This window comes from Streptomyces sp. NPDC004266, from assembly GCF_042874095.1.
Classification (GTDB): Bacteria; Actinomycetota; Actinomycetes; order Streptomycetales; family Streptomycetaceae; genus Streptomyces.
This window is the reverse complement of record NZ_JBIAMM010000004.1, coordinates 117,611-137,505: the sequence shown is the minus strand read 5'-3', so window position 1 is coordinate 137,505 and position 19,895 is coordinate 117,611. Positions and strand designations below refer to the sequence as shown.

The following is a 19,895-nucleotide window of genomic DNA, read 5'->3' as shown; positions in this document are numbered from 1 at the left end:
GAAGGTCTTCGGACTCACCGCGTACGAAACCGCACGAAGCACACCGTTGCGGGACAGTTCCGGATTCGCGCCGGATTCCCCTGCGTCGACAGCGAGGACGAGCATACATGTGGGGGGCGCCGCTCGTGGCACCCCCCACATGTTGTGTCGGTCCCGGGGCTACAGCTCCAGGGCGTACGTCCGCAGCAAGTGGCCGGGGACCGGCTCCCAGTCCCGTTCGGGGGTGCGGACGAAGCCCATCCGCTCGTAGATCCGGTGCGCCGCGACCATCTTGGCGCCCGTGGAGAGCACGAGCCGCGCGCATCCGGTCAGGGCCCGCGCGCGGTCCGCGCAGGCGCGTACGAGGGCCTCTCCGACGCCCCTGCCGCGGGCCGCCGGCGCGACCACGAGCATGCGGAACTCGGCCTCGCCGGGGGCGGCGATGTCCGCCCAGGCGGTGCCGCCCTCCGCGAAGGTCACCCCGCCGATGACGGTGTCGTCCGCGTCGAGGGCGACGAGCACCTCGCTCTCGCGCGCCCGCCGGGCCGTGTCGCGGAGCACCGCCAGGTAGAAGTCGTCCTCGCCGTGCAGCAGCAGACCGTCGTTCAGATAGGTCAGCCCGGTCAGGTCGCCGAGCTCCTCGTACTCCTCGGGCCGTACCGCCCTGATCGTGAAGTCCATGCGCCCCAGTCTGCCGCGCCGGTCGCACGCGCAGGGGCCCGGGACCTCATGGTGAGGTCCCGGGCCCCTGCGGGGTGTCGCGCGGTCAGTGCGTCGCGGCGCCGACCTTCGGGATCTCGTGGACACCGGGGTCGCCCGCGTCCGCCGTGTAGTCCTCCGGGGAGGTCTCGTCGACGCCCTCGGGGGCCTTGACGGCCTTGAGGACGAAGGTCAGGACGACCGTGACGACGACGTTGAGCACGAAGGCGGTGAGGCCGATGTAGCCGATCTCGCCGATGCCGGGGATCTCGGCGGCCGAGCCGCCGAAGTGCTTCTGGGTCGGGCTGGCGACGCCGTACGCGGCGGCCGTGCCGTAGACCATGCCGACGGCCCAGCCGGCGAGCAGCGCCCAGCGGTGGAACCAGCGGGTGAACAGACCGCCGACGAGCGCCGGGAAGGTCTGCAGGATCCAGATGCCGCCGAGCAGCTGGAAGTTGATCGCGACCGTCTTGTCCATGGTGAGGACGAAGACGAGCGCGCCCACCTTCACCAGGAGGGAGACCAGCTTGGAGACCTTGGTCTCCTGGGCCGGGGTGGCGTCCTTCTTGATGAAGTCCTTGTAGATGTTGCGGGTGAAGAGGTTGGCCGCGGCGATCGACATGATCGCGGCCGGGACGAGCGCGCCGATGCCGATCGCGGCGAACGCGACGCCCGCGAACCAGTCCGGGAACATGGTCTCGAAGAGCTGCGGGATGGCGAGCTGGCCGTTCTTGACCTTGATGCCGGCGGCGATCGCCATGAAGCCGAGCAGCGCGAGCAGACCCAGCATCAGCGAGTACAGCGGCAGGATCGTGGTGTTGCGGCGGATGACCTCACGGCTCCGGGACGACAGCGTCGCCGTGATGGAGTGCGGGTACATGAAGAGCGCGAGGGCCGAGCCGAGCGCGAGCGTCGCGTACGTCCACTGGCCCGCCTCGCCGGGGGCGAGCGCGCCGCGCGGCTTGCCGGTCGCCGGGTTGGTCTGCGCGAAGGCCTCGCCCGCCCTGGTGAAGATCTCGTCGAAGCCGCCGAGCTTGATCGGGATGTAGATGATCGCCACCGCGATGACGATGTAGATCAGCGTGTCCTTGACGAAGGCGATGAGCGCGGGGGCGCGCAGGCCGGAGGAGTACGTGTACGCGGCCAGCACGCCGAAGGCGATCAGCAGCGGCAGGTCCTTGACGAACCAGTGGGTGTCCTCGCCGCCGCCGACGCCCATCACGTCCAGGACGGCCTGGATGCCGACGAGCTGGAGGGCGATGTACGGCATGGTGGCGAGGATGCCGGTGACCGCCACCGCGAGGGACAGGCCCTTGGAGCCGAAGCGGCCGCGCACGAAGTCGGAGGTGGTGACGTATCCGTGCTTGTGCGAGACCGACCAGAGGCGCGGCAGGAAGGTGAAGATCAGCGGGTACACCAGGATCGTGTACGGGACGGCGAAGAAGCCGGCCGCGCCCGCCGCGTAGATGGCCGCGGGGACGGCGACGAAGGTGTACGCCGTGTAGAGGTCGCCGCCGAGCAGGAACCAGGTGACCCAGGTGCCGAACGACCGTCCGCCCAGGCCCCATTCGTCGAGGCTGTGCTCGTTCTCGGCCTTGCGCCAGCGCGCGGCCAGGAAGCCCATGACCGTGACGGCCAGGAAGAAGAAGACGAAGACGCCGAGCGCCACGCCGTTCACGCCGTCCTTCATCGCGCGTCACCTCCCTTGCGGGCACGCTGGTCCAGCTGCCACAGCTTGTACGCGATCATGGTGAGCGCCGTGGAGATCAGCACCCAGAGCATCTGGTACCAGTAGAAGAACGGGATGCCGGCGAAGAGCGGTTCGACCTTCGCGTAGGAGCTCACCCAGAGCATCGCCACGAACGGGGCGAACAGGCAGAGCGCGATCACCACCCGCAGGGGTGTGATGGTCGGTTGCTTCCCTTGTGTCACATCTGACGCTTCTGACATGGCGATTCCCGTCCCCTCGCTGATCACCTCGATAGTGCTGGGGAAATCTAGGGGACTGCTCCCGTGCTGGGAACCCCTGTCCGCATAACGGAAGCGATTCGACGCCGAACGGCCGCACCCCCCGCCGGGGTGCGGCCGTTCGCGCCGTACGAGGGGTCCGTCCCCGCGGGGGTCCGGCCGTCGGGGGCTCAGCCGTTGGGGCGCTGGAGGCGCGCCACGAACTTGTACCGGTCGCCGCGGTAGACGGACCGCACCCACTCCACCGGCTCGCCCTGGGCGTCCAGCGAGTGACGGGAGAGCATCAGCATCGGCAGGCCCACGTCCGTGCCGAGCAGACCGGCCTCGCGCGGGGTGGCGAGGGAGGTCTCGATGGTCTCCTCGGCCTCGGCGAGGTGCACGTCGTAGACCTCGGCGAGCGCCGTGTAGAGGGAGGTGTACTTCACCAGCGAGCGGCGCAGGGCGGGGAAGCGCTTCGCCGACAGGTGGGTGGTCTCGATCGCCATCGGCTCGCCGCTCGCGAGGCGCAGCCGCTCGATGCGGAGCACCCGGCCGCCGGCCGAGATGTCCAGCAGCCCGGCGAGGGTGTCGTCGGCCGTGACGTACCCGATGTCGAGGAGCTGCGAGGTGGGCTCCAGGCCCTGGGCGCGCATGTCCTCCGTGTAGGAGGTGAGTTGCAGGGCCTGCGAGACCTTGGGCTTGGCCACGAAGGTGCCCTTGCCCTGGATGCGCTCCAGACGGCCCTCGACGACCAGCTCCTGGAGCGCCTGGCGCACGGTGGTGCGCGAGGTGTCGAACTCGGCGGCGAGCGTCCGCTCCGGCGGGACCGGCGTGCCGGGCGGCAGGGTCTCCGTCATGTCGAGCAGGTGCCGCTTCAGTCGGTAGTACTTGGGCACGCGCGCGGTGCGGGTCGGTGTCCCGCTCTCTGTCTCCGTACTGCCCGCGTCCGTGGCCATGGCCTGCCTTCCCGAGTCCTGTGCTGCTGCCGTCACCGGCTCCTCCGTCTGTCGCGGCTCACATGGTGGCACGGACCGGTCACGGGTCGTCGCCCTCCCTCAGGTGTCGGTCCGATAACGGACGCGACTGCCCTTCTTATACACCCTTGACACCCCTAAAGGTCTAGGCCAAGCTCCCGGTACTGGTCTAAACCATTAAAGACCAGGTCCCAGCCCCACGAGCACTACCTGACGTATGTCTTCGCGCGGTGGGCAGGGGTTGCAGGCATCCCTGAGGAGGGTGGCGTGAAGCGCAAGCTCATCGCGGCGATCGGCGTCGCGGGCATGATGGTCTCCATCGCTGCGTGTGGTTCGGACAGCGACAGCGGCAAGGACGGCGGCAAGGCCACGGCCGGCGGCGACAAGACCCTGACCGTCTGGGTCATGGACGGGTCCGCGCCGGACGCCTGGATGGCCGAGGTGAACAAGGCCTTCGAGGCCAAGCACCCGGGCGTCAAGGTCAAGGTCGAGAAGCAGATCTGGAACGGCATCCAGGAGAAGGTCACCACCGCCCTCTCCGAGGACACCCCGCCGGACGTCCTGGAGCTCGGCAACACGCAGACCGCCGGCTACGCGGTCACCGGCGGCCTCGCCGACCTCTCCGGCGACAAGGCCACGCTCGGCTACGACGCCTGGAACAAGGGCATGGTCGCCTCCAACGAGCTGGACGGAAAGCTCTACTCCGCCCCGTGGTACGCCGCCAACCGCGTCGTCGTCTACGACAAGGCCGCCTTCAAGAAGGCCGGCGTCACCCCGCCGAAGACCCGCGCCGAGTGGATCGAGGGCCTGAAGAAGCTCAAGGCGTCCGACCCCAAGTCGCAGGCCATCTACCTGCCGGGTCAGTCCTGGTACGTCCTCGCCGGCCTCATCTGGGACGAGGGCAGCGACCTGGCGGTCAAGGACGGCGACAAGTGGAAGGGCAACCTGTCCTCCCCCGAGGCCGTCAGCGCCATGAACTTCTACAAGGAGCTGGCGTCCTACTCGACCGCTCCGAAGGACAAGGACGAGGCGACCCCGCAGCAGTCCACCGACATCATCCCCAAGGGCGGCGTGGCGTCCTGGATCGGCCTCGGCTGGGAGGCCGGCGGCGCGATCGACGCCATGAAGAAGGCCGGCAAGACCGCCGACTTCGGCTACTTCCCGATCCCGGGCAAGACCGCCGACAAGCCGGGCTCCGTCTTCCTCGGCGGCTCGAACCTCGCCATCGCCGAGCGCTCCAAGAACAAGGACCTCGCGAAGGAGTGGCTGGCCCTCGCCGCCGGCAAGGAGTTCATGACGAAGTACGCCGCCGCCACCGAGGGCGCGCTGCTTCCCAACACCGACTCCGCGCAGTTCAAGCCCGCCCCGGGCTCCTTCGCCGAGGCCATGGCGGCCTCGTCCGCCTCCGGCAAGGTCACCCCGGTCACCCCGGGCTGGGCGAACGTCGAGACCGCCCCGAACCCGATCAAGGACTACATGACCAAGGTCCTGAAGGGCGAGGACGCCAAGAAGGCCGGCGAGGCGGCCGACAAGGTCATCGACGAGCGCATCAACCAGCAGTAATCCGTAGCCCCGGTGGTGCGGCCGGTACGCACCGGCCGCACCACCGGCGCGTCGCAGCGATGCAGTGATCAGCGGCCCGCTCCCCCGGGCCGTGCCCCGGTGGGCGCGGGAGCCCCAGAACCGCGAGGAATAAGACCATGACCGTGGACTCCCAGGGGACGGCGACCGCCGGTCCCCAGGACGCGCCCGGGAGGGCGGCAGGGAAGTCTCAGACTCCGCCACCCTCTCCGGGCCCGAAGGAAGTCCTTCAGCCTCCACGCGGCAGACGCTCCCTGCCCAGCGGGGTGCTGCCCTACCTGCTCGTCGCGCCGGCCCTGTTGTCCATGGCGGTGCTGCTGCTCTACCCGCTGATCCGCAACGTGATCCTCTCCTTCCAGCAGCTCAACCGGAAGGAGTTCATCACCCGCGAGACGGTCTGGACCGGCTTCGACAACTACACCGAGCTCCTCGGTGACCCGGACTTCTGGACCGTCGTCGTCCGCAGCGTCGTCTTCACCGCCGTCAACGTCGCCCTCATCATGGCGATCGGCACGGGCATCGGCCTGCTGCTCAACCGCCTCGGCAAGAAGATGCGACTGGTCCTCTCGCTGGCCCTGATGTTCGCCTGGGCCATGCCGATCGTCGCCTCCGTCACGGTCTTCCGCTGGCTCTTCGACGAGCAGTTCGGCGTCGTGAACTGGCTGATGCGCACGCTGGGCTTCGCCGGCTACGACCAGCACAACTGGTTCGAGACCGGCTTCTCCACCCTGGTCATCGTCCTGATCCTGCTCGTCTGGGGCTCCGTCCCCTTCGTCGCCCTCAACATGTACGCCGGCCTGACCACCATCGGCTCCGAGCTGTACGAGGCCGCGAAGATGGACGGCGCGAGCGGCTGGCGGACCTTCTGGGCCGTGGTCTTCCCGAACCTGAAGTCCTTCTTCATGATCACCACGTTCCTGGAGATCATCTGGATCTTCAAGGCGTTCGCGCAGGTCTACGCCATGAACCTGGGCGGCCCCGACCGCGGTTCGGAGACGCTCCCGGTCTTCGCCTACATCGAGGGCGTCGGCCAGTTCCACTACGGCGTCGCCGCCGCCATCTCCGTCCTGACGATCGTGATGCTCATCGCGGTCCTGTCCTTCTACTTCCGCCTGATCCTGAAGGAGGAGGAGCTGTGAGCGCCGCCGCCACCCCGACTCCGCAGAAGCTGCGCACCAGGAAGCCGCTCACCGTCGCCGCGGTCGCCAAGAACCTCGGCGCCCTCGTGCTCGCGGCCGTGTTCGTCTTCCCGGTCTACTGGATGTTCTCGTCCTCGCTGAAGCCGCAGCACGAGATCATGACCAAGGACCCGGTCTTCGTCTTCACGCCGACGTTCGAGAACTACGGCACCGCGACCGGCGTCGACCTGTTCTGGACGTACGTCACCAACAGCCTCACGGTCACCCTCGGCGCCGTCCTGCTCGCGCTGGTCGTCGCCCTGGCCGCGAGCTTCGCGATCGCCCGTCTCAAGTTCAGGGGGCGCAAGGGCATCGTCCTCGTCGTGATGATGGCTCAGATGGCCCCCTGGGAGGTCATGGTCATCGCGATGTACATGATCTCCCGCGAGAACGACCTGCTCAACAGCATCCCGATGCTGACGCTCATCTACTTCGTCATGGTCCTCCCCTTCACGATCTGGACCCTGCGCGGCTTCATCGCCGCCGTCCCGGTCGAACTGGAGGAGGCCGCGCAGATCGACGGCTGCACCCGCGGCCAGGCCTTCCGCAAGGTGATCTTCCCGCTGCTCGCGCCCGGTCTGATGTCGACCTCGCTCTTCGGCTTCATCACCGCCTGGAACGAGTTCGCCATGATCCTCATGCTGAACAAGGAGAAGGAGTCGCAGACCCTGACGCTCTGGCTGACCCAGTTCCAGACCGCCTTCGGCAGCGACTGGGGCGCCACCATGGCCGCCTCCACGCTCTTCGCCCTCCCCGTGCTCATCGTCTTCCTCTTCCTCCAGCGCAAGGCCGTCGGCGGAATGACCGCCGGCGCGGTGAAGGGATAACGGCTCTCCATGACCACACTGGTACACGGCTCGGACACCCTGACCCGTGACGCGCTCACGGTCCTCCAGCCCGGTTTCGCCGGCACCACCGCCCCCGACTGGCTGCTCCGCCGCATCGGCGAGGGCCTCTCCTCGGTCGGCCTCTTCGGCCGGAACATCGCCGACCCCGAGCAGCTCGCCGCCCTCACCGCCCGGCTGCGCGCCGAGCGGGACGACGTCCTCGTCGCCATCGACGAGGAGGGCGGGGACGTCACCCGCCTGGAGGTCAAGCAGGGCTCGTCCTTCCCCGGCAACTACGCGCTGGGCAGCGTCGACGACGTCGAGCTCACCCGGGCCGTCGCCCGCGAGCTGGGCCGCCGGCTCGTGGAGTGCGGCGTCGACCTGAACTGGGCGCCCTCGGCGGACGTCAACTCCAACGCCGAGAATCCGGTCATCGGCGTCCGCTCCTTCGGACCGGACCCGGACCTGGTCGCCCGGCACACCGTGGCGTACGTCGACGGCCTCCAGGGCGTCGGGGTCGCGGCCTGCACGAAGCACTTCCCCGGACACGGCGACACCAACGTCGATTCGCACGACGCGCTGCCCCGGATCGATGTGGACCTCGCCACACTGCACGCCCGTGAGCTGGTACCTTTCCGCGCGGCCGTCGCCGCGGGTACCAAAGCGGTCATGAGCGCGCATATCCTGCTCTCCGCGCTCGACCCCCACCGTCCGGCCACCCTGAGCCCGCAGATCCTCACCGGTCTGCTGCGCCAGGAGCTGGGCTTCGAGGGGCTGATCGTCACCGACGGCATGGAGATGCGGGCCGTCGCGGCGACGTACGGCATCGAGCGCGGATCCGTCCTCGCCATCGCCGCGGGCGCCGACGCCATCTGCGTCGGCGGCGGGCTGTGCGACGAGGGCACCGTGCTGCGGCTGCGGGACGCCCTCGTCGACGCGGTACGGACCGGTGAACTGCCCGAGGAGCGGCTGGCCGACGCCGCGGCGCGCGTGCGCGCCCTGGCGGCCTGGACCCAGGCGCACCGGGCCAGGGGGGCTGGATCGGTGCCGGGCGCGGCAGTGCAGGAGGGGACCGCGCCCGGCGCCGACATCGGACTCGTCGCGGCCCGCCGGGCCCTGAAGGTGACCCGGGGGGAGCGGCCGTACACGCCGGTGACCAGCGCTCCCTACGTGGCCTCCTTCACCCCGGTCGCCAACTTCGCCGTCGGTGACGAGACGCCCTGGGGCGTCGCGGCCGAGCTGGAGCGCCTGCTGCCCGGCACGGAGAGCGGCTCGTACGGCGAGTCGTCCGTGGACGCCGTCCTGGCCGCCGCGGGGGAGCGGCGGATCGTGGCGGTCGTACGGGACGCCCACCGGCACCCGTGGATGACCCGGGCCCTGGACGGCCTGCTCGCGGCCCGCCCCGACACCGTCGTGGTCGAGATGGGCCTCGACGAGGCGGAGCCCCGTGGGGCCCTGCACATCGCCACCCACGGCGCGGCCCGGGTCTGCGGCCGCGCCGCCGCCGAGGCGGTCGTCGGAACCGGCGCCTGACGGCCGGGCGTACGGAGAGGGGCCCGGTACCTGTCCAGGTACCGGGCCCCTCTCCGTACGGGTCCTAGATGCCCTGCCAGGCGGGCTTGTTCGCGAAGGTGTGGCGGAAGTAGTCCGCGAGCTTCAGCTTGGAGGCGGCCGCCTCGTCCACGACGACCGTGGCGTGCGGGTGCAGCTGCAGCGCGGAGGCCGGCACGAGCGCGGCCACGGGGCCCTCGACGGTCTGCGCCACGGCCTCGGCCTTGCCCTCGCCGGTGGCGAGCAGCACCAGGTGCCGGGCCTCCAGGATGGTGCCGATGCCCTGGGTGATGACGTGGTGCGGCACCTGCTCGATGTCGTCGTCGAAGAAGCGGGCGTTGTCCACGCGGGTCTGCTCGGTGAGCGTCTTGATCCGGGTGCGGGAGGCGAGCGAGGAGCACGGCTCGTTGAAGCCGATGTGCCCGTCGGTGCCGATGCCGAGGATCTGCAGATCCACGCCGCCGGCCTCGGCCAGCGCCTTGTCGTAGGCCTCGCAGGCCGCCAGGACGTCCTCGGCGGAGCCGTCGGGGCCCATGAAGGCCTCCGGGGAGAGCCCGAGCGGCTCGACGACCTGGCGGAGCACGGTGGAGCGGTACGACTCCGGGTGCCCCGCGGGCAGGCCGACGTACTCGTCCAGCTGGGCGATCCGCGCCCGGGAGGCGTCCACGGCGCCGGCGGAGACCCGGGCGACCAGGGCGTCGTAGATCGGGATCGGGGTCGAACCCGTGGCCACGCCGAGCAGCGCGTCGGGCTTGCGGCGCAGGAGGTCGGCGATGCCGTCCGCGATGAGCTCGCCGCCGGCCTTGGCGTCCTTGACGATGACAACTTCCACGCTGTGCCTGCCGATCTGGTGAGGGGCTGCTGAAAGGACCGTGTGGTATAGACCAATCTGGGTCCAAATCTAGCAGAGGGGAGGCCCTCCCCTCATGCCGTTCCACCCCGCGGACGGCGCCGCTTCCATCGTCGGCCGCACCCGCCCCACCAGCCACTCGAACCCCGCCCGCCCCCTTCGCGCGCCGGCCCGGCGAACCTCCGTCCCCGCCCCCTGCGCCGGCCCGGCGAGCCTCCGTCCCCGCCCCCTGTCTCAGGCCAGGGAGCCTCCCGTCACGTCGATCCAGTCGCCCGTCACCCAGCGCGCGTCGTCGGAGACCAGGAAGGCCACCACGTCCGCTATCTCCGGTGGCGTCCCGACCGCTCCCAGCGTCGCCATCGCCGCCGCCCCCGCCCAGGCCTCCTCGTTCCCCCGCAGCCACCCGGCGTTGATGTCCGTGTCCACGATTCCCGGTGCCACCGCGTTGACCGTGATCCCGCGCGGGCCGAGGACCTTCGACAGGTAGCGGGTGAAGACGTCGAGCGCGCCCTTCGACATCGCGTACGCGATCAGGTCCGGCATGGCCGCCGCCCGGCTCAGGCCCGTCGAGACGTTGACGATCCGGCCGCCGTCCCGCAGCCGCTCCGCCCCCAGCTGCGCCAGGAAGAAGGGCGCCTTCGTGTTGACCGCGAAGATCCGGTCGTACTCCTCGTCGCCGATCGTCGCGAACGGCCGCGACGCCCCGATCCCGGCGTTGTTCACCAGGATGTCCAGACCGTCCGCGTGGGCGTCGAAGGCCTCCCACAGCGCCGCCGCGTCACCCGGCACCCCCAGCTCCTGCCCCACCGCGAAGGCGGAGCCGCCGGCCGCCTCGATCGCGGCGACCGTCTCCTTCGCCGCCGCCTCGTTCGTCCCGTAGTGCACCGCGACCCGCGCGCCCTCGCGGCCGAGCCGCTCGGCGATCCCCCGTCCGATGCCCCGGCTCCCGCCCGTGACCAGTGCCGTCTTCCCGGCCAGCCTTCCGTCGAGCACGCCCATGGCGACGTCCCCCTCTTTCTGTAGCGGTCGTTAAGAAAAGACCGTACCCCATGATTCGTAGCGACCGCTATAGAATTCACTCCATGGTGACGAGACAGCGCGGCCGCCCCCGCTCCTTCGACCGGCTCACGGCCCTGGAGCAGGCGACGATGGCCTTCTGGGAGCACGGCTACGAGACGACCTCCGTCGCCGACCTCACCCGCGCCATGGGCATCAGCGCGCCCAGCCTCTATGCGGCCTTCGGCGACAAGAAGACGCTGTTCGAGGAGGTCGTCGAGGCGTACGCGCTCAGCTACGGGGCCTACGGCGGCCGCGCCTTCGCCGAGGAGCCGACCGCCCGCGCCGCCCTGGGGCGCATGCTGCGCGAGGCCGCCGTGCTCTTCACGGAGCCCGGCCATCCGCACGGCTGCCTGATGATCTCCGCGGCCGTGAACTGCTCGACCCCGGAGGTCGAGGAGGCCCTGCGGGCCCGGCGGAACGACAACCTGGCGGCGTTCGAGAACCGCATCCGCCAGGGCGTGGAGGCGGGCGAGCTCCCGCCGGACACCGATCCGCGCGCCCTGGCCCGGCTCGTCGGCGCCGTCCTCCAGGGCATGTCCCTGCAGGCCCGCGACGGGGCGACGGCGGAGGAGCTGACGGCGGTGGCGGAAGCGGCGATGCGGGCCTGGCCGGCCTGAGGGGCGCGCGGGCCCGGACGGCCGGGGGCGGGGCGCGCCGCGGAAGCCGGGCCCGGAGGCCCCGGAAAACCCGCGGGCCGCGGCGCCCGGCGGGACCCTCAGCCCGCCCGGCACCGCAGCCCGGAGTTGCCCGGCCGGGGGTGTGCGGTCCCTCGGCCGTGTGGGAGGTCTCGGCGCAGTCAGGGCAGAGAGCGCCGGGTACCTCGTTCCATCCTCCTGTGCGGGGAGGATGGAGGCTCTGTATTTTTCATTGTGGACTAGACCATTCTTGTCTGTCCATCCACAGGAACACGCTCTTTCCCGGCCCATCCTCCAACACCGAGCCCCGGAGATCCAGGTTCACGGCCCGTGTAATTCCGCAGGTACGCTCGCATCGTGCCCTCCATGAACGACCTCGTCCGCCAGCACACCGCCCTGAGCGACTCCGACCTCGAGTGGCTCCACCTGCTGGTGTCGGAGTGGCAGCTGCTCTCCGACCTCTCCTTCGCCGACCTCGTGCTCTGGGTCCCTACCCTCGACGGCACGCGGTACGTCTCCGTCGCCCAGATGCGGCCCAACACCGGCCCCACCTCCTACCAGGACGACATGGTCGGCCACCTGGTCCCGCGCGGCCGCCGCCCGCTGCTCGACGCCGCCCTCGACGAGGGCCGGATCGTCCGCGAGGGCGACCCGGAGTGGCGGGAGGAGGTCCCGGTGCGGGTCGAGTCCATCCCCGTGCGCCGCGAGGGCCGGGTCCTCGGCGTCATCGCCCGCAACACCAACCTGCTGACCGTCCGCACCCCCTCCCGGCTGGAGCTCACCTACCTCCAGTCGGCCTCCGACCTCGCCCAGATGATCGCCGCCGGAACGTTCCCCTTCGCCGGCGAGCAGGTCGACATGGACTCCTCGCCGCGCGCCGGCGACGGTCTCGTCCGGCTCGACGCCGAGGGCGTCGTCCAGTACGCCTCGCCGAACGCCCTCTCCGCGTACCACCGTCTCGGCCTCGCCGCCGACCTGGTCGGCCAGGACCTCGGTCAGATCACCGCCGAACTCGCCCCCTCCCGGGGGCCGGTGGACGAAGCCCTGGTCAAGCTGGCCTCCGGCTACGCGCCCCGCGAGTTCGAGGTCGAGGGCAACGGCGGCGTGATCCAGCTGCGGGCGATTCCGCTCAAGCCCAAGGGCACCCGGATCGGTTCGCTCGTCCTGCTCCGGGACGTCACCGAACTGCGCCGCCGCGAGCGCGAGTTGATCACCAAGGACGCCACCATCCGGGAGATCCACCACCGGGTGAAGAACAACCTCCAGACGGTGGCCGCCCTGCTCCGCCTCCAGGCGCGCCGGATGGACTCCGTCCGGGGCCGCGAGGCCCTCAACGAGGCCGTGCGGCGCGTCGGTTCGATCGCCATCGTGCATGAGACGCTGTCCCAGAACCTGGACGAGCGGGTGCAGTTCGACGAGATCGCCGACCGGGTCATCGCGATGGTCGCGGAGATCTCCCCGGGCAAGGTCACCTGCCGGCGCAACGGCCGCTTCGGCATCCTCGACGCCGAGGTCGCCACCCCGCTCTCCATGGTCCTCACCGAGATCCTGCAGAACGCGCTCGAACACGCCTTCGCGCAGGGGGAGCAGGGCACGGTCGAGGTCAGCGCCGTCCGGGGCGAGGCCCGGACGGACGCCCGGCTCCTGATCACGGTCCAGGACGACGGCTGCGGCCTGCCCGAGGGCTTCGACCCGCAGCGGGCCGGCAACCTCGGCCTGCAGATCGTACGGACCCTGGTGGAAGGGGAGTTGGGCGGTTCCTTCGACATGCTGCCGGGGGCCGAGCGCGGCACGAAGGTGGTCCTCGACATCCCCGTGCAGTCGCAGAAGTAGCCGTACGGGCGAGCGCACAGCAGCGAGCCCCGGACCGAAGGGAATCGGTCCGGGGCTCGAATGCTGTGGGTTACTGCTGCGCGCTGCGGCTCGGGGGGCGGTGATTGCGTACGCGGTGTACGCGCCGCGTGCCTCAGGCTGTGCAGGTGGCTCAGGCGCTGGCGTTACGCGCCCGGTTGCGAGCGGCACGGCGCTTCATCGCGCGGCGCTCGTCCTCGCTGAGGCCACCCCAGACGCCGGAGTCCTGGCCGGACTCGAGCGCCCACTGCAGGCACTGCTCCATGACGGGGCAGCGGCGGCAGACGGCCTTGGCTTCCTCGATCTGCAGCAGCGCAGGACCGGTGTTGCCGATGGGGAAGAACAGCTCGGGGTCTTCCTCACGACAAACGGCGTTGTGACGCCAGTCCATGGCTGCTACCTCTCTCAGGTGTTACGTGCGAGTTGCTTGTGAATGTGAACGCTTTCACGAATCCCTCCGCAAGGGAAGGGCCGACTGCCAGGTGAACTGGTGTGGTCCTTGTTGCTGAGGAGGGGTTCTGGCTCTCAGTGGAGGCCGGTGTTGCGGGCCGTCCCGATCGCCAAGAAGAGACTCCCAAACCCCAGGGGCGGATACAACCCCTTCCGGAAAGTTTTTTTTGATTCCTCGGTGTCGGCTAGGTCACAGCCGTACTTCTAAGGGGTGGATGCGCGCCTAAACGTTCGAGTGAAAGGACTTTGGGCCCTTCCACTCACACAATCACACGCAGTGCACGGCGTACGCCTGTGAACGTCACGCTCGTACGCAGTCCGAGGTGGTCTCCGTCCATCTGCAGGGGGAGGGGAACCTTCGAATGCAAGGTGAAGTCGGTCAGGTCGTGCAGAGACACGGCATGCTTGCCGCGCGGACCCCGTTCCGGGGTCGAGGTGAGCAGCTGGGCGCCGTAACGGGCCACCGCCGGGGTGGAGAGCCGGCGCAGTCCGAGCACGTCCAGCGCGGTCTCGAAGGAAGCCTCCGGGGACGCGTACACCGGGCGATTGCCCAGGTAGGTCCAGGGGGAGGTGTTGCAGATTATGGAGAGGACCAGGTCCTCGACCGGGTCCGCGCCGGGCCGTTCCAGGGTGATCGTGCCGTGCCGGCGGTTCGGCTCCCCCAGGAACTGGCGCACCACCTGGCGCAGATAGAGGGCGTGCGTCGACCTCTTCCCGCGCTCGCGCTGCTGTTCGACCCGGCCGATGACGCTCGCGTCGAAACCGAGCCCGGCGCAGAACGTGAACCAGCGCTCCGGCACCGCCTCGTCCTCGGTGCCCGGCGTCCCGGACGCGAGCCCCAGGCTCACCGTCCGTGTCCGCCGCTCACGCAGCGCGTCGAGCAGAGCGCCGGTCGCCTCGACGGCGTCGTTCGGCAGTCCCAGGGCGCGGGCGAAGACGTTGGTCGAACCGCCGGGGACGACCGCGAGGCCCGGCAGCCGGTCCGGGTCGGGCCCTTCGTGCAGCAGTCCGTTGACGACCTCGTTCACCGTGCCGTCCCCGCCGAGGGCCACGACCAGGTCGATGTTCCCGGCCTCGGCGGCCCGCCGGCCCAGGTCGCGCGCGTGCCCGCGGTACTCGGTGGTGACCGCCTCCAGCTTCATCTCGCTGGCCAGCGCGTGGATGAGCACGTCACGGGTGCGGGCACTGGTGGTGGTGGCTGCCGGGTTGACCACGAGAAGTGCGCGCATGAGCGCCAGCGTACCTACCCGGCGGTATCGGGCCCAGTCCAGCCCGATACCCGGACACCTCCGCCGGAACCCCCGGCCGGGGTCCCGGCCCCGGTCCTCCGGCCGCCCCCGTTACGCTGCCCTTCATGAGCAGTACGGAGCAGACCCCCCGTCCCGCCCGCCTGGCCGCCGCCGCGGGCGTGGCCCTCGTCGAGGCCCTCGGGCTCCTCGCCGGAGGCGTCTACATGCTGGTGCGGGCCCTCCTCGACGGGGGCTCCGGCGGCGGGGACCTCACCAGCGGTGTGACCGGCGGTGTGACGGTGATCGCACTCGGCCTGATCCCGCTCGCCGCCGCCCGCGGCCTGTGGCGGATGCGTTCCTGGAGCCGCGGCCCGGCCGTGATCACCCAGATCCTCGCCCTGCCGGTCGCCTGGCAGATGCTCCAGACCGACGGCGTGATCCCCTACGGGATCGCCGTGGCCGTCCTCGCCGTGACCGGCCTCGTCCTCCTCCTCAGCCCGGCCACGACCGAGGCGCTCGGCATCCGGCGCCCCGGCCAGGAGGCCTGACGGGCTACTCCTCCACCAGAAGCTTCTCCCGGAGCGAGGCCAGGGTCCGGGCCAGCAGTCGGGAAACGTGCATCTGCGAGATGCCCACCTCCTGCGCGATCTGCGACTGGGTCATGTTCCCGAAGAAACGAAGCAGCAGGATCCGCTTCTCCCGGGGCGGCAGGTCCTCCAGGAGCGGCTTGAGCGACTCCCGGTACTCGACCCCCTCCAGGGCCTCGTCCTCCGCGCCCAGCGTGTCCGCCACCGCGGGCGACTCGTCGTCCGTGTCCGGGACGTCCAGGGAGAGCGTCGAGTAGGCGTTGGCCGACTCCAGCCCCTCCAGCACCTCCTCCTCGGAGATCCCGAGCCGCTCCGCCAGCTCGTGCACCGTCGGCGAGCGGCCGTGCTGCTGCGAGAGCTCCGCCGTCGCCGTGGTCAGCGAGAGCCGCAGCTCCTGGAGCCGGCGCGGCACCCGGACCGCCCACCCCTTGTCACGGAAGTGGCGCTTGATCTCGCCGACGACCGTCGGCGTCGCGTACGTGGAGAACTCCACCCCGCGCTCCGGGTCGAACCGGTCGACCGACTTGATCAGGCCGATCGTCGCCACCTGCGTCAGGTCGTCCAGCGGCTCGCCGCGGTTGCGGAAGCGCCGGGCCAGGTGCTCCACCAGCGGCAGGTGCATGCGCACCAGCCGGTTGCGCAGCTCCGCCTTCTCCGGGGAGCCCTCGGGCAGCTCGCGCAGCCGGACGAAGAGGGCGCGGGCGCCGCTCCGGTCGTGCGGGTCCGGGACGGCGTGGGCGCCCGGCCCCTCGTCGTCCTCGGCCTTCTCCGCCGCCGAAGCCGCCTCGACCGCCCCGGCCTCGTCGGGGGTCGGCGCCTCGGGACGCGCGGGGGCCTCGGAGACTCCCGGTGCCTCGGGAACCTCGGGGTGCTGCTCGTGCTCGCTCATCTGGTCCGCCTGCTCCGTAGCGACCCTGTTCGGCCGCGCCTGCTGCTCAGGGATGCCGGCCGTCGCGTCCCCGCTCCTCACGCCGGGCCTGGCCCCGCGCCGCGCTGTTTGTACAGGCTGATCGAGACCGTACGGTCATCGGCCACCGACGACTCCACCTTCCCGGCCAGCGCCGACAGCACGGTCCACGCGAAGGTGTCCCGCTCGGGCGCCCTGCCGTCCGTCGTCGGGGCGGAGACCGTCACGTCGAGCGAGTCGTCGATCAGCCGGAAGACACAGCTGAGGACGGACCCCGGCACGGCCTGCTGGAGCAGGATGGCGCAGGCCTCGTCGACCGCGATCCGCAAGTCCTCGATCTCGTCGAGGGTGAAGTCCAAGCGCGCCGCGAGGCCGGCCGTGGCCGTACGCAGCACGGACAGATAGGCACCCGCAGCGGGCAGCCGGACTTCCACGAAGTCCTGGGTCCCGGGCTCGCCTGCGATCTGGGACACCCTCACCTCCAAGGTGGCACAAGCTCATTCGGGGTCCGGAGGAAGAGGCCCCCGGACCGGGCGGTACGCAGGGAGCCTGCGCGGTCCGCCGTGACGCTATCGCGATCCATCCTGCCGTGTCGCCGTGAGCCCTGGAGACCAACGGTTTCCTCGCCCCCGCACCGGCAGCCGCGGAGAACCCGCGGAGGGGTGACGTACCCAGCGTCCGGGCGATCGAACCGTCCGTGACCGCACCGGCCGCGGAGCGGCGCACCGGCCGTCAGACGATCGAACCGTCGACGAAGCACCACCGCCAGGACTCGCCCGGCTCGAAGGTCCGCATCACCGGATGCCCGGTCGAGGAGAAGTGCCCCGTCGCGTGCCGCCCCGCCGAGGAGTCGCAGCAGCCCACGTGCCCGCAGCTCAGACAGAGCCGCAGCTGGACCGGGTGCGTGCCGTCCGTCAGGCACTCGGGACAGGTGTCGGCCAGCGGCGCCGGTTCGGGGCGCGGCATTTCGGCCAGGTGGAGGCACTCGCTCATGATGGCCAGGTTACGTTGCGGCAGGGGAACGGGGTCGGACATGGACGCACTACAGCTGGTGGCACTGGTGGCGGCGAGCGCCGCCGTGGCCGGCTTCGCCCGCAGGTCCCCGGTGCCCGCCCCGCTGCTGCTCGTCGCGGTCGGCCTGGCCGCCTCGTACGTCCCGGGGGTCCCCGACTACACCCTCGACCCGCACATCGTGCTCCCGCTGATCCTGCCCCCGCTCCTCTACACGGCCGCCGTCGACTCCTCGTACCTCGACCTGCGGGCCAACATCCGGCCCGTCGCGCTGCTCTCCGTCGGATACGTCCTCTTCGCCACCGTGGCCGTGGGCTGGCTCGCCTACGTCCTCGTGCCCGACCTGCCGCTCACCGCCGCCCTGGTGCTCGGCGCCGTGATCGCCCCGCCGGACGCGGTCGCCGCCACCGCCATCGCCCGCAGGCTCGGCCTGCCGAACCGGATCACCACGATCCTCCAGGGCGAGTCCCTCGTGAACGACGCCACCGCGATCACCGCGTACAAGGTCGCCCTCGCGGCCGCCGTCGGCGAGGGCGTCAGCTGGGCCGGCGGCTTCGGGGAGTTCGCGCTCGCCGCGCTCGGCGGCATCGGCGTCGGCCTGGTGCTGATGGTCCCGATCCACTGGCTCCGCACGCACCTGACCGAGGCCCTCCTCCAGAACACCCTCTCCCTGCTCATCCCCTTCATCGCGTACGCAGCCGCCGAGGAGGTCGGCGCCTCCGGCGTGCTCGCGGTCGTCGTGGTCGGCCTCTTCCTCGGCCACAAGGCCTGGAAGGTCGACTTCGCGACCCGGCTGCAGGAGGAGGCCGTCTGGAAGATGGTCGCCTTCGTCCTGGAGTCCTCCGTCTTCGCCCTGATCGGCCTCCAGCTACCGTACGTCGTCGAGGGGCTCGGCCGGTACGGCATGGGGGAGGCGGCCTGGTACGCGCTCGGGGTCTTCGTCGCCGTGGTCGTCGTCCGGTTCGTCTGGGTCTACCCGGCGACCTTCCTGCCCCGCTGGACGTCCCCGCGCATCCGGGACCGGGAGCCCGAGGTGGACTGGCGGGCGCCGCTCGTCGTCGGCTGGGCCGGCATGCGCGGAGTGGTCTCCCTGGCCATCGCCTTCTCCATCCCCGTCGCCACCGACGGCGAGGAGTTCCCGGCCCGGAACCTCGTCCTCTTCCTCACCTTCACCACCGTGATCGGCACCCTCGTGGTGCAGGGCCTCACCCTGCCGCCCCTGATCCGGCTCCTGAAGCTCCCCGGACGCGACCGGTACGCCGAGACCCTGGCCGAGGCGCAGGCCCAGAGCGAGGCCTCGCGGGCCGCCGAGGAACGCCTCGACGCGCTCCTCGCCGACGAGCGCAACGCCCTGCCGAAGCCCCTCGCCGACCGGCTGCGCACGGTCCTGGAGCGGCGCCGCAACGCCGTGTGGGAACGGCTCGGCGCGGTCAACGAGATCACGGGGGAGACCGCGGACGACACCTACCGGCGCCTCTCGCGCGAGGTGATCGACGCCGAACGCGAGGTCTTCGTCCGGCTGCGCGACGCCCGCCGGATCGACGACGAGATGATGCGCACCCTGCTCCGCCGCCTGGACCTGGAGGAGGCGGCGGCCTACCGGGAGGCGGACGACTAGGAGCCGCCCCGCGGCACGGCCTCCGGCGCCCCGGTCTCCCGTGCCCCGTCCTCCGGCGCCCCCGTGATCACCGCCGCGAGCCGGGTGCCCGCCGGGAAGGCGCCCTCCTCCGCGAGGGTCGTCAGGCCGTACAGCATTTTGGCGACATACAGCCGCTCGATGGCGAGTCCATGCCGCTCCTCGAAATCCCGTGCGAACGCCTCCAGGGCGGGGGACACGCGCGCGTAGCCCCCGCAGTGGAAACGCTCGTCCAGGCTCCACTCCCCGCGCGGCCCGCCGAAGGCCGCCTCCTGGAGGGCGCGGACCTCCCCGCCGAGGAAGCCGCCCTTGAGGACGGGGACGCCCAGCGCCCGCTGTCCCGGGGAGAGCCCGGCCGCGAGCCCCGCCAGGGTGCCGCCCGTGCCGCAGGCGACCGCGACCGTGTCCGCCGCCCCGGCGAGCTCGCGGCCCAGCTCCACGCACCCGTGGACGGCGAGCGCGTTGCTGCCGCCCTCCGGGACCACGTACGCGCCCGCGGGGGCCCGCTCCAGGAGCGCCGCGAGCGTGGCCGGGTCGTTCTTCGCGCGGTACGTGGCCCGGTCCACGAACTCCAGCCGCATCCCGTCCGCCGCGCACCGCGCGAGCGAGGGGTTGAGCGGCCGCCCGGCCAGCTCGTCGCCGCGCACCACCCCGACCGTCGGGAAGCCGAGCAGCCGGCCGGCGGCGGCCGTCGCCCGCAGGTGGTTGGAGTACGCGCCGCCGAAGGTGAGCACGGGCCGGCCGGCCGCCTCGCGCAGGTTGAGCGCGAGCTTGCGCCACTTGTTGCCCGGCAGGTCGGGGTGGATGAGGTCCTCGCGCTTCAGCAGCAGCGTGAGACCGCGCCGGGCGAAGCGCTCGTCCTCCACCGGCTCCAGGGGCGAGGGGAGGCGGGGCCGCAGACGGGACGGGTCGAGCACGTTCACCCGGCCATTCTCGCCGCCCCT

At 71.1% G+C, this 19,895-nt stretch carries 20 protein-coding genes and 1 riboswitch; of the genes, 8 read left to right on the top strand and 12 right to left on the bottom strand.

All coding sequences use genetic code 11. The features are described from left to right. Positions 1-3 precede the first annotated feature (3 nt). Positions 4-80: riboswitch (cobalamin riboswitch) on the bottom strand. 79 nt (positions 81-159) lie between these two features. The 4 genes from ACFYUZ_RS11815 to ACFYUZ_RS11800 all read right to left on the bottom strand — a co-directional run bounded on the left by ACFYUZ_RS11815 (position 160) and on the right by ACFYUZ_RS11800 (position 3,581). Further along, complete coding sequence (locus tag ACFYUZ_RS11815) at positions 160-660, bottom strand: GNAT family N-acetyltransferase (protein WP_389307973.1); 501 nt, start codon at positions 658-660, stop codon at positions 160-162. 85 nt (positions 661-745) lie between these two features. Beyond that, positions 746-2,368 (bottom strand): monocarboxylate uptake permease MctP, encoded by a 1,623-nt coding sequence (gene mctP / locus ACFYUZ_RS11810; RefSeq protein ID WP_389307972.1) that lies wholly within the window; start codon positions 2,366-2,368, stop codon positions 746-748. After that, entirely contained in the window at positions 2,365-2,628 is a 264-nt protein-coding gene (locus tag ACFYUZ_RS11805) for a DUF3311 domain-containing protein (protein ID WP_389307970.1), read from the bottom strand. The genes mctP and ACFYUZ_RS11805 overlap by 4 nt, the downstream gene beginning before the upstream one ends. 188 nt (positions 2,629-2,816) lie before the next feature. After that, a complete protein-coding gene (locus ACFYUZ_RS11800) occupies positions 2,817-3,581 on the bottom strand; it encodes a GntR family transcriptional regulator (protein WP_123455342.1) in 765 nt (254 codons plus the stop codon). 285 nt (positions 3,582-3,866) lie between these two features. On the opposite strand from ACFYUZ_RS11800, the gene ACFYUZ_RS11795 reads away from it, so the two are divergent. The 4 genes from ACFYUZ_RS11795 (at position 3,867) to ACFYUZ_RS11780 (ending at position 8,718) form a co-directional block, all read left to right on the top strand. Continuing rightward, positions 3,867-5,162: an extracellular solute-binding protein gene (locus ACFYUZ_RS11795; protein ID WP_389307968.1), complete on the top strand. Its 1,296-nt coding sequence runs from the start codon at positions 3,867-3,869 to the stop codon at positions 5,160-5,162. A 137-nt stretch (positions 5,163-5,299) separates the two neighbouring features. Further along, on the top strand, positions 5,300-6,319 hold the full coding sequence (locus ACFYUZ_RS11790; protein WP_389307966.1) for a carbohydrate ABC transporter permease: 1,020 nt from the start codon (positions 5,300-5,302) through the stop codon (positions 6,317-6,319). A 29-nt stretch (positions 6,320-6,348) separates the two neighbouring features. Beyond that, a complete protein-coding gene (locus tag ACFYUZ_RS11785; protein WP_389308549.1) occupies positions 6,349-7,185 on the top strand; it encodes a carbohydrate ABC transporter permease in 837 nt (278 codons plus the stop codon). 9 nt (positions 7,186-7,194) lie between these two features. Further along, positions 7,195-8,718 (top strand): glycoside hydrolase family 3 protein, encoded by a 1,524-nt coding sequence (locus tag ACFYUZ_RS11780; RefSeq protein ID WP_389307964.1) that lies wholly within the window; start codon positions 7,195-7,197, stop codon positions 8,716-8,718. Positions 8,719-8,782: 64 nt separating this feature from the next. On the opposite strand, the gene nagB is transcribed toward ACFYUZ_RS11780, so the two are convergent. Further along, complete coding sequence (nagB, locus tag ACFYUZ_RS11775) at positions 8,783-9,568, bottom strand: glucosamine-6-phosphate deaminase (RefSeq protein WP_389307962.1); 786 nt, start codon at positions 9,566-9,568, stop codon at positions 8,783-8,785. Between the two features lie 252 nt (positions 9,569-9,820). Next, positions 9,821-10,585, bottom strand: coding sequence for an SDR family oxidoreductase (locus ACFYUZ_RS11770; protein ID WP_389307961.1), 765 nt, complete (start codon positions 10,583-10,585; stop codon positions 9,821-9,823). Positions 10,586-10,668: 83 nt separating this feature from the next. Between ACFYUZ_RS11770 and ACFYUZ_RS11765 the strand changes: the two genes are divergently transcribed. Together ACFYUZ_RS11765 and ACFYUZ_RS11760 are read left to right on the top strand one after the other, a co-directional pair. After that, positions 10,669-11,262, top strand: coding sequence for a TetR/AcrR family transcriptional regulator (locus tag ACFYUZ_RS11765; protein ID WP_389307959.1), 594 nt, complete (start codon positions 10,669-10,671; stop codon positions 11,260-11,262). Positions 11,263-11,646: 384 nt separating this feature from the next. Further along, on the top strand, positions 11,647-13,113 hold the full coding sequence (locus ACFYUZ_RS11760; protein ID WP_389307957.1) for a sensor histidine kinase: 1,467 nt from the start codon (positions 11,647-11,649) through the stop codon (positions 13,111-13,113). 151 nt (positions 13,114-13,264) lie between these two features. On the opposite strand, the gene ACFYUZ_RS11755 is transcribed toward ACFYUZ_RS11760, so the two are convergent. Both ACFYUZ_RS11755 and ACFYUZ_RS11750 read right to left on the bottom strand, forming a co-directional pair. Further along, positions 13,265-13,522 carry a WhiB family transcriptional regulator gene (locus tag ACFYUZ_RS11755; protein WP_003953983.1) on the bottom strand — a complete coding sequence of 86 codons (258 nt, stop codon included), beginning with the start codon at positions 13,520-13,522 and terminating at the stop codon, positions 13,265-13,267. Between the two features lie 319 nt (positions 13,523-13,841). After that, entirely contained in the window at positions 13,842-14,810 is a 969-nt protein-coding gene (locus ACFYUZ_RS11750) for a diacylglycerol/lipid kinase family protein (RefSeq protein ID WP_389307955.1), read from the bottom strand. Positions 14,811-14,935: 125 nt separating this feature from the next. Here ACFYUZ_RS11750 and ACFYUZ_RS11745 point away from each other — a divergent pair, with 125 nt between their 5' ends. Next, positions 14,936-15,358, top strand: coding sequence for a hypothetical protein (locus ACFYUZ_RS11745; RefSeq protein ID WP_389307954.1), 423 nt, complete (start codon positions 14,936-14,938; stop codon positions 15,356-15,358). Between the two features lie 4 nt (positions 15,359-15,362). On the opposite strand, the gene ACFYUZ_RS11740 is transcribed toward ACFYUZ_RS11745, so the two are convergent. The 3 genes from ACFYUZ_RS11740 to ACFYUZ_RS11730 all read right to left on the bottom strand — a co-directional run bounded on the left by ACFYUZ_RS11740 (position 15,363) and on the right by ACFYUZ_RS11730 (position 17,297). Next, positions 15,363-16,286 (bottom strand): RNA polymerase sigma factor SigF, encoded by a 924-nt coding sequence (locus tag ACFYUZ_RS11740; protein ID WP_389307952.1) that lies wholly within the window; start codon positions 16,284-16,286, stop codon positions 15,363-15,365. 77 nt (positions 16,287-16,363) lie between these two features. Continuing rightward, positions 16,364-16,777, bottom strand: a complete 414-nt coding sequence (locus tag ACFYUZ_RS11735) for an anti-sigma regulatory factor (protein ID WP_030688746.1) — start codon at positions 16,775-16,777, stop codon at positions 16,364-16,366. Positions 16,778-17,036: 259 nt separating this feature from the next. Beyond that, positions 17,037-17,297, bottom strand: coding sequence for a UBP-type zinc finger domain-containing protein (locus tag ACFYUZ_RS11730; RefSeq protein WP_389307950.1), 261 nt, complete (start codon positions 17,295-17,297; stop codon positions 17,037-17,039). A gap of 40 nt (positions 17,298-17,337) precedes the next feature. Here ACFYUZ_RS11730 and ACFYUZ_RS11725 point away from each other — a divergent pair, with 40 nt between their 5' ends. Next, the gene (locus ACFYUZ_RS11725; protein ID WP_389307948.1) at positions 17,338-18,933 is read left to right on the top strand and encodes a Na+/H+ antiporter; all 1,596 of its coding nucleotides are present in this window, start codon (positions 17,338-17,340) and stop codon (positions 18,931-18,933) included. Here the strand turns inward: ACFYUZ_RS11725 and ACFYUZ_RS11720 are convergent. Beyond that, on the bottom strand, positions 18,930-19,874 hold the full coding sequence (locus ACFYUZ_RS11720) for a 1-aminocyclopropane-1-carboxylate deaminase/D-cysteine desulfhydrase (RefSeq protein ID WP_389307946.1): 945 nt from the start codon (positions 19,872-19,874) through the stop codon (positions 18,930-18,932). The genes ACFYUZ_RS11725 and ACFYUZ_RS11720 overlap by 4 nt on opposite strands. Positions 19,875-19,895: the final 21 nt, after the last annotated feature.

Bases quoted from the DNA above. Each gene is read 5' to 3' on its own strand.
- ACFYUZ_RS11815 (WP_389307973.1), bottom strand. From the start codon at position 660: ATGGACTTCACGATCAGGGCGGTACGGCCCGAGGAGTACGAGGAGCTC.
- mctP (WP_389307972.1), bottom strand. From the start codon at position 2,368: ATGAAGGACGGCGTGAACGGCGTGGCGCTCGGCGTCTTCGTCTTCTTC.
- ACFYUZ_RS11805 (WP_389307970.1), bottom strand. From the start codon at position 2,628: ATGTCAGAAGCGTCAGATGTGACACAAGGGAAGCAACCGACCATCACA.
- ACFYUZ_RS11800 (WP_123455342.1), bottom strand. From the start codon at position 3,581: ATGGCCACGGACGCGGGCAGTACGGAGACAGAGAGCGGGACACCGACC.
- ACFYUZ_RS11790 (WP_389307966.1), top strand. From the start codon at position 5,300: ATGACCGTGGACTCCCAGGGGACGGCGACCGCCGGTCCCCAGGACGCG.
- ACFYUZ_RS11780 (WP_389307964.1), top strand. From the start codon at position 7,195: ATGACCACACTGGTACACGGCTCGGACACCCTGACCCGTGACGCGCTC.
- ACFYUZ_RS11770 (WP_389307961.1), bottom strand. From the start codon at position 10,585: ATGGGCGTGCTCGACGGAAGGCTGGCCGGGAAGACGGCACTGGTCACG.
- ACFYUZ_RS11765 (WP_389307959.1), top strand. From the start codon at position 10,669: ATGGTGACGAGACAGCGCGGCCGCCCCCGCTCCTTCGACCGGCTCACG.
- ACFYUZ_RS11760 (WP_389307957.1), top strand. From the start codon at position 11,647: ATGAACGACCTCGTCCGCCAGCACACCGCCCTGAGCGACTCCGACCTC.
- ACFYUZ_RS11755 (WP_003953983.1), bottom strand. From the start codon at position 13,522: ATGGACTGGCGTCACAACGCCGTTTGTCGTGAGGAAGACCCCGAGCTG.
- ACFYUZ_RS11750 (WP_389307955.1), bottom strand. From the start codon at position 14,810: ATGCGCGCACTTCTCGTGGTCAACCCGGCAGCCACCACCACCAGTGCC.
- ACFYUZ_RS11745 (WP_389307954.1), top strand. From the start codon at position 14,936: ATGAGCAGTACGGAGCAGACCCCCCGTCCCGCCCGCCTGGCCGCCGCC.
- ACFYUZ_RS11740 (WP_389307952.1), bottom strand. From the start codon at position 16,286: ATGAGCGAGCACGAGCAGCACCCCGAGGTTCCCGAGGCACCGGGAGTC.
- ACFYUZ_RS11730 (WP_389307950.1), bottom strand. From the start codon at position 17,297: ATGAGCGAGTGCCTCCACCTGGCCGAAATGCCGCGCCCCGAACCGGCG.
- ACFYUZ_RS11725 (WP_389307948.1), top strand. From the start codon at position 17,338: ATGGACGCACTACAGCTGGTGGCACTGGTGGCGGCGAGCGCCGCCGTG.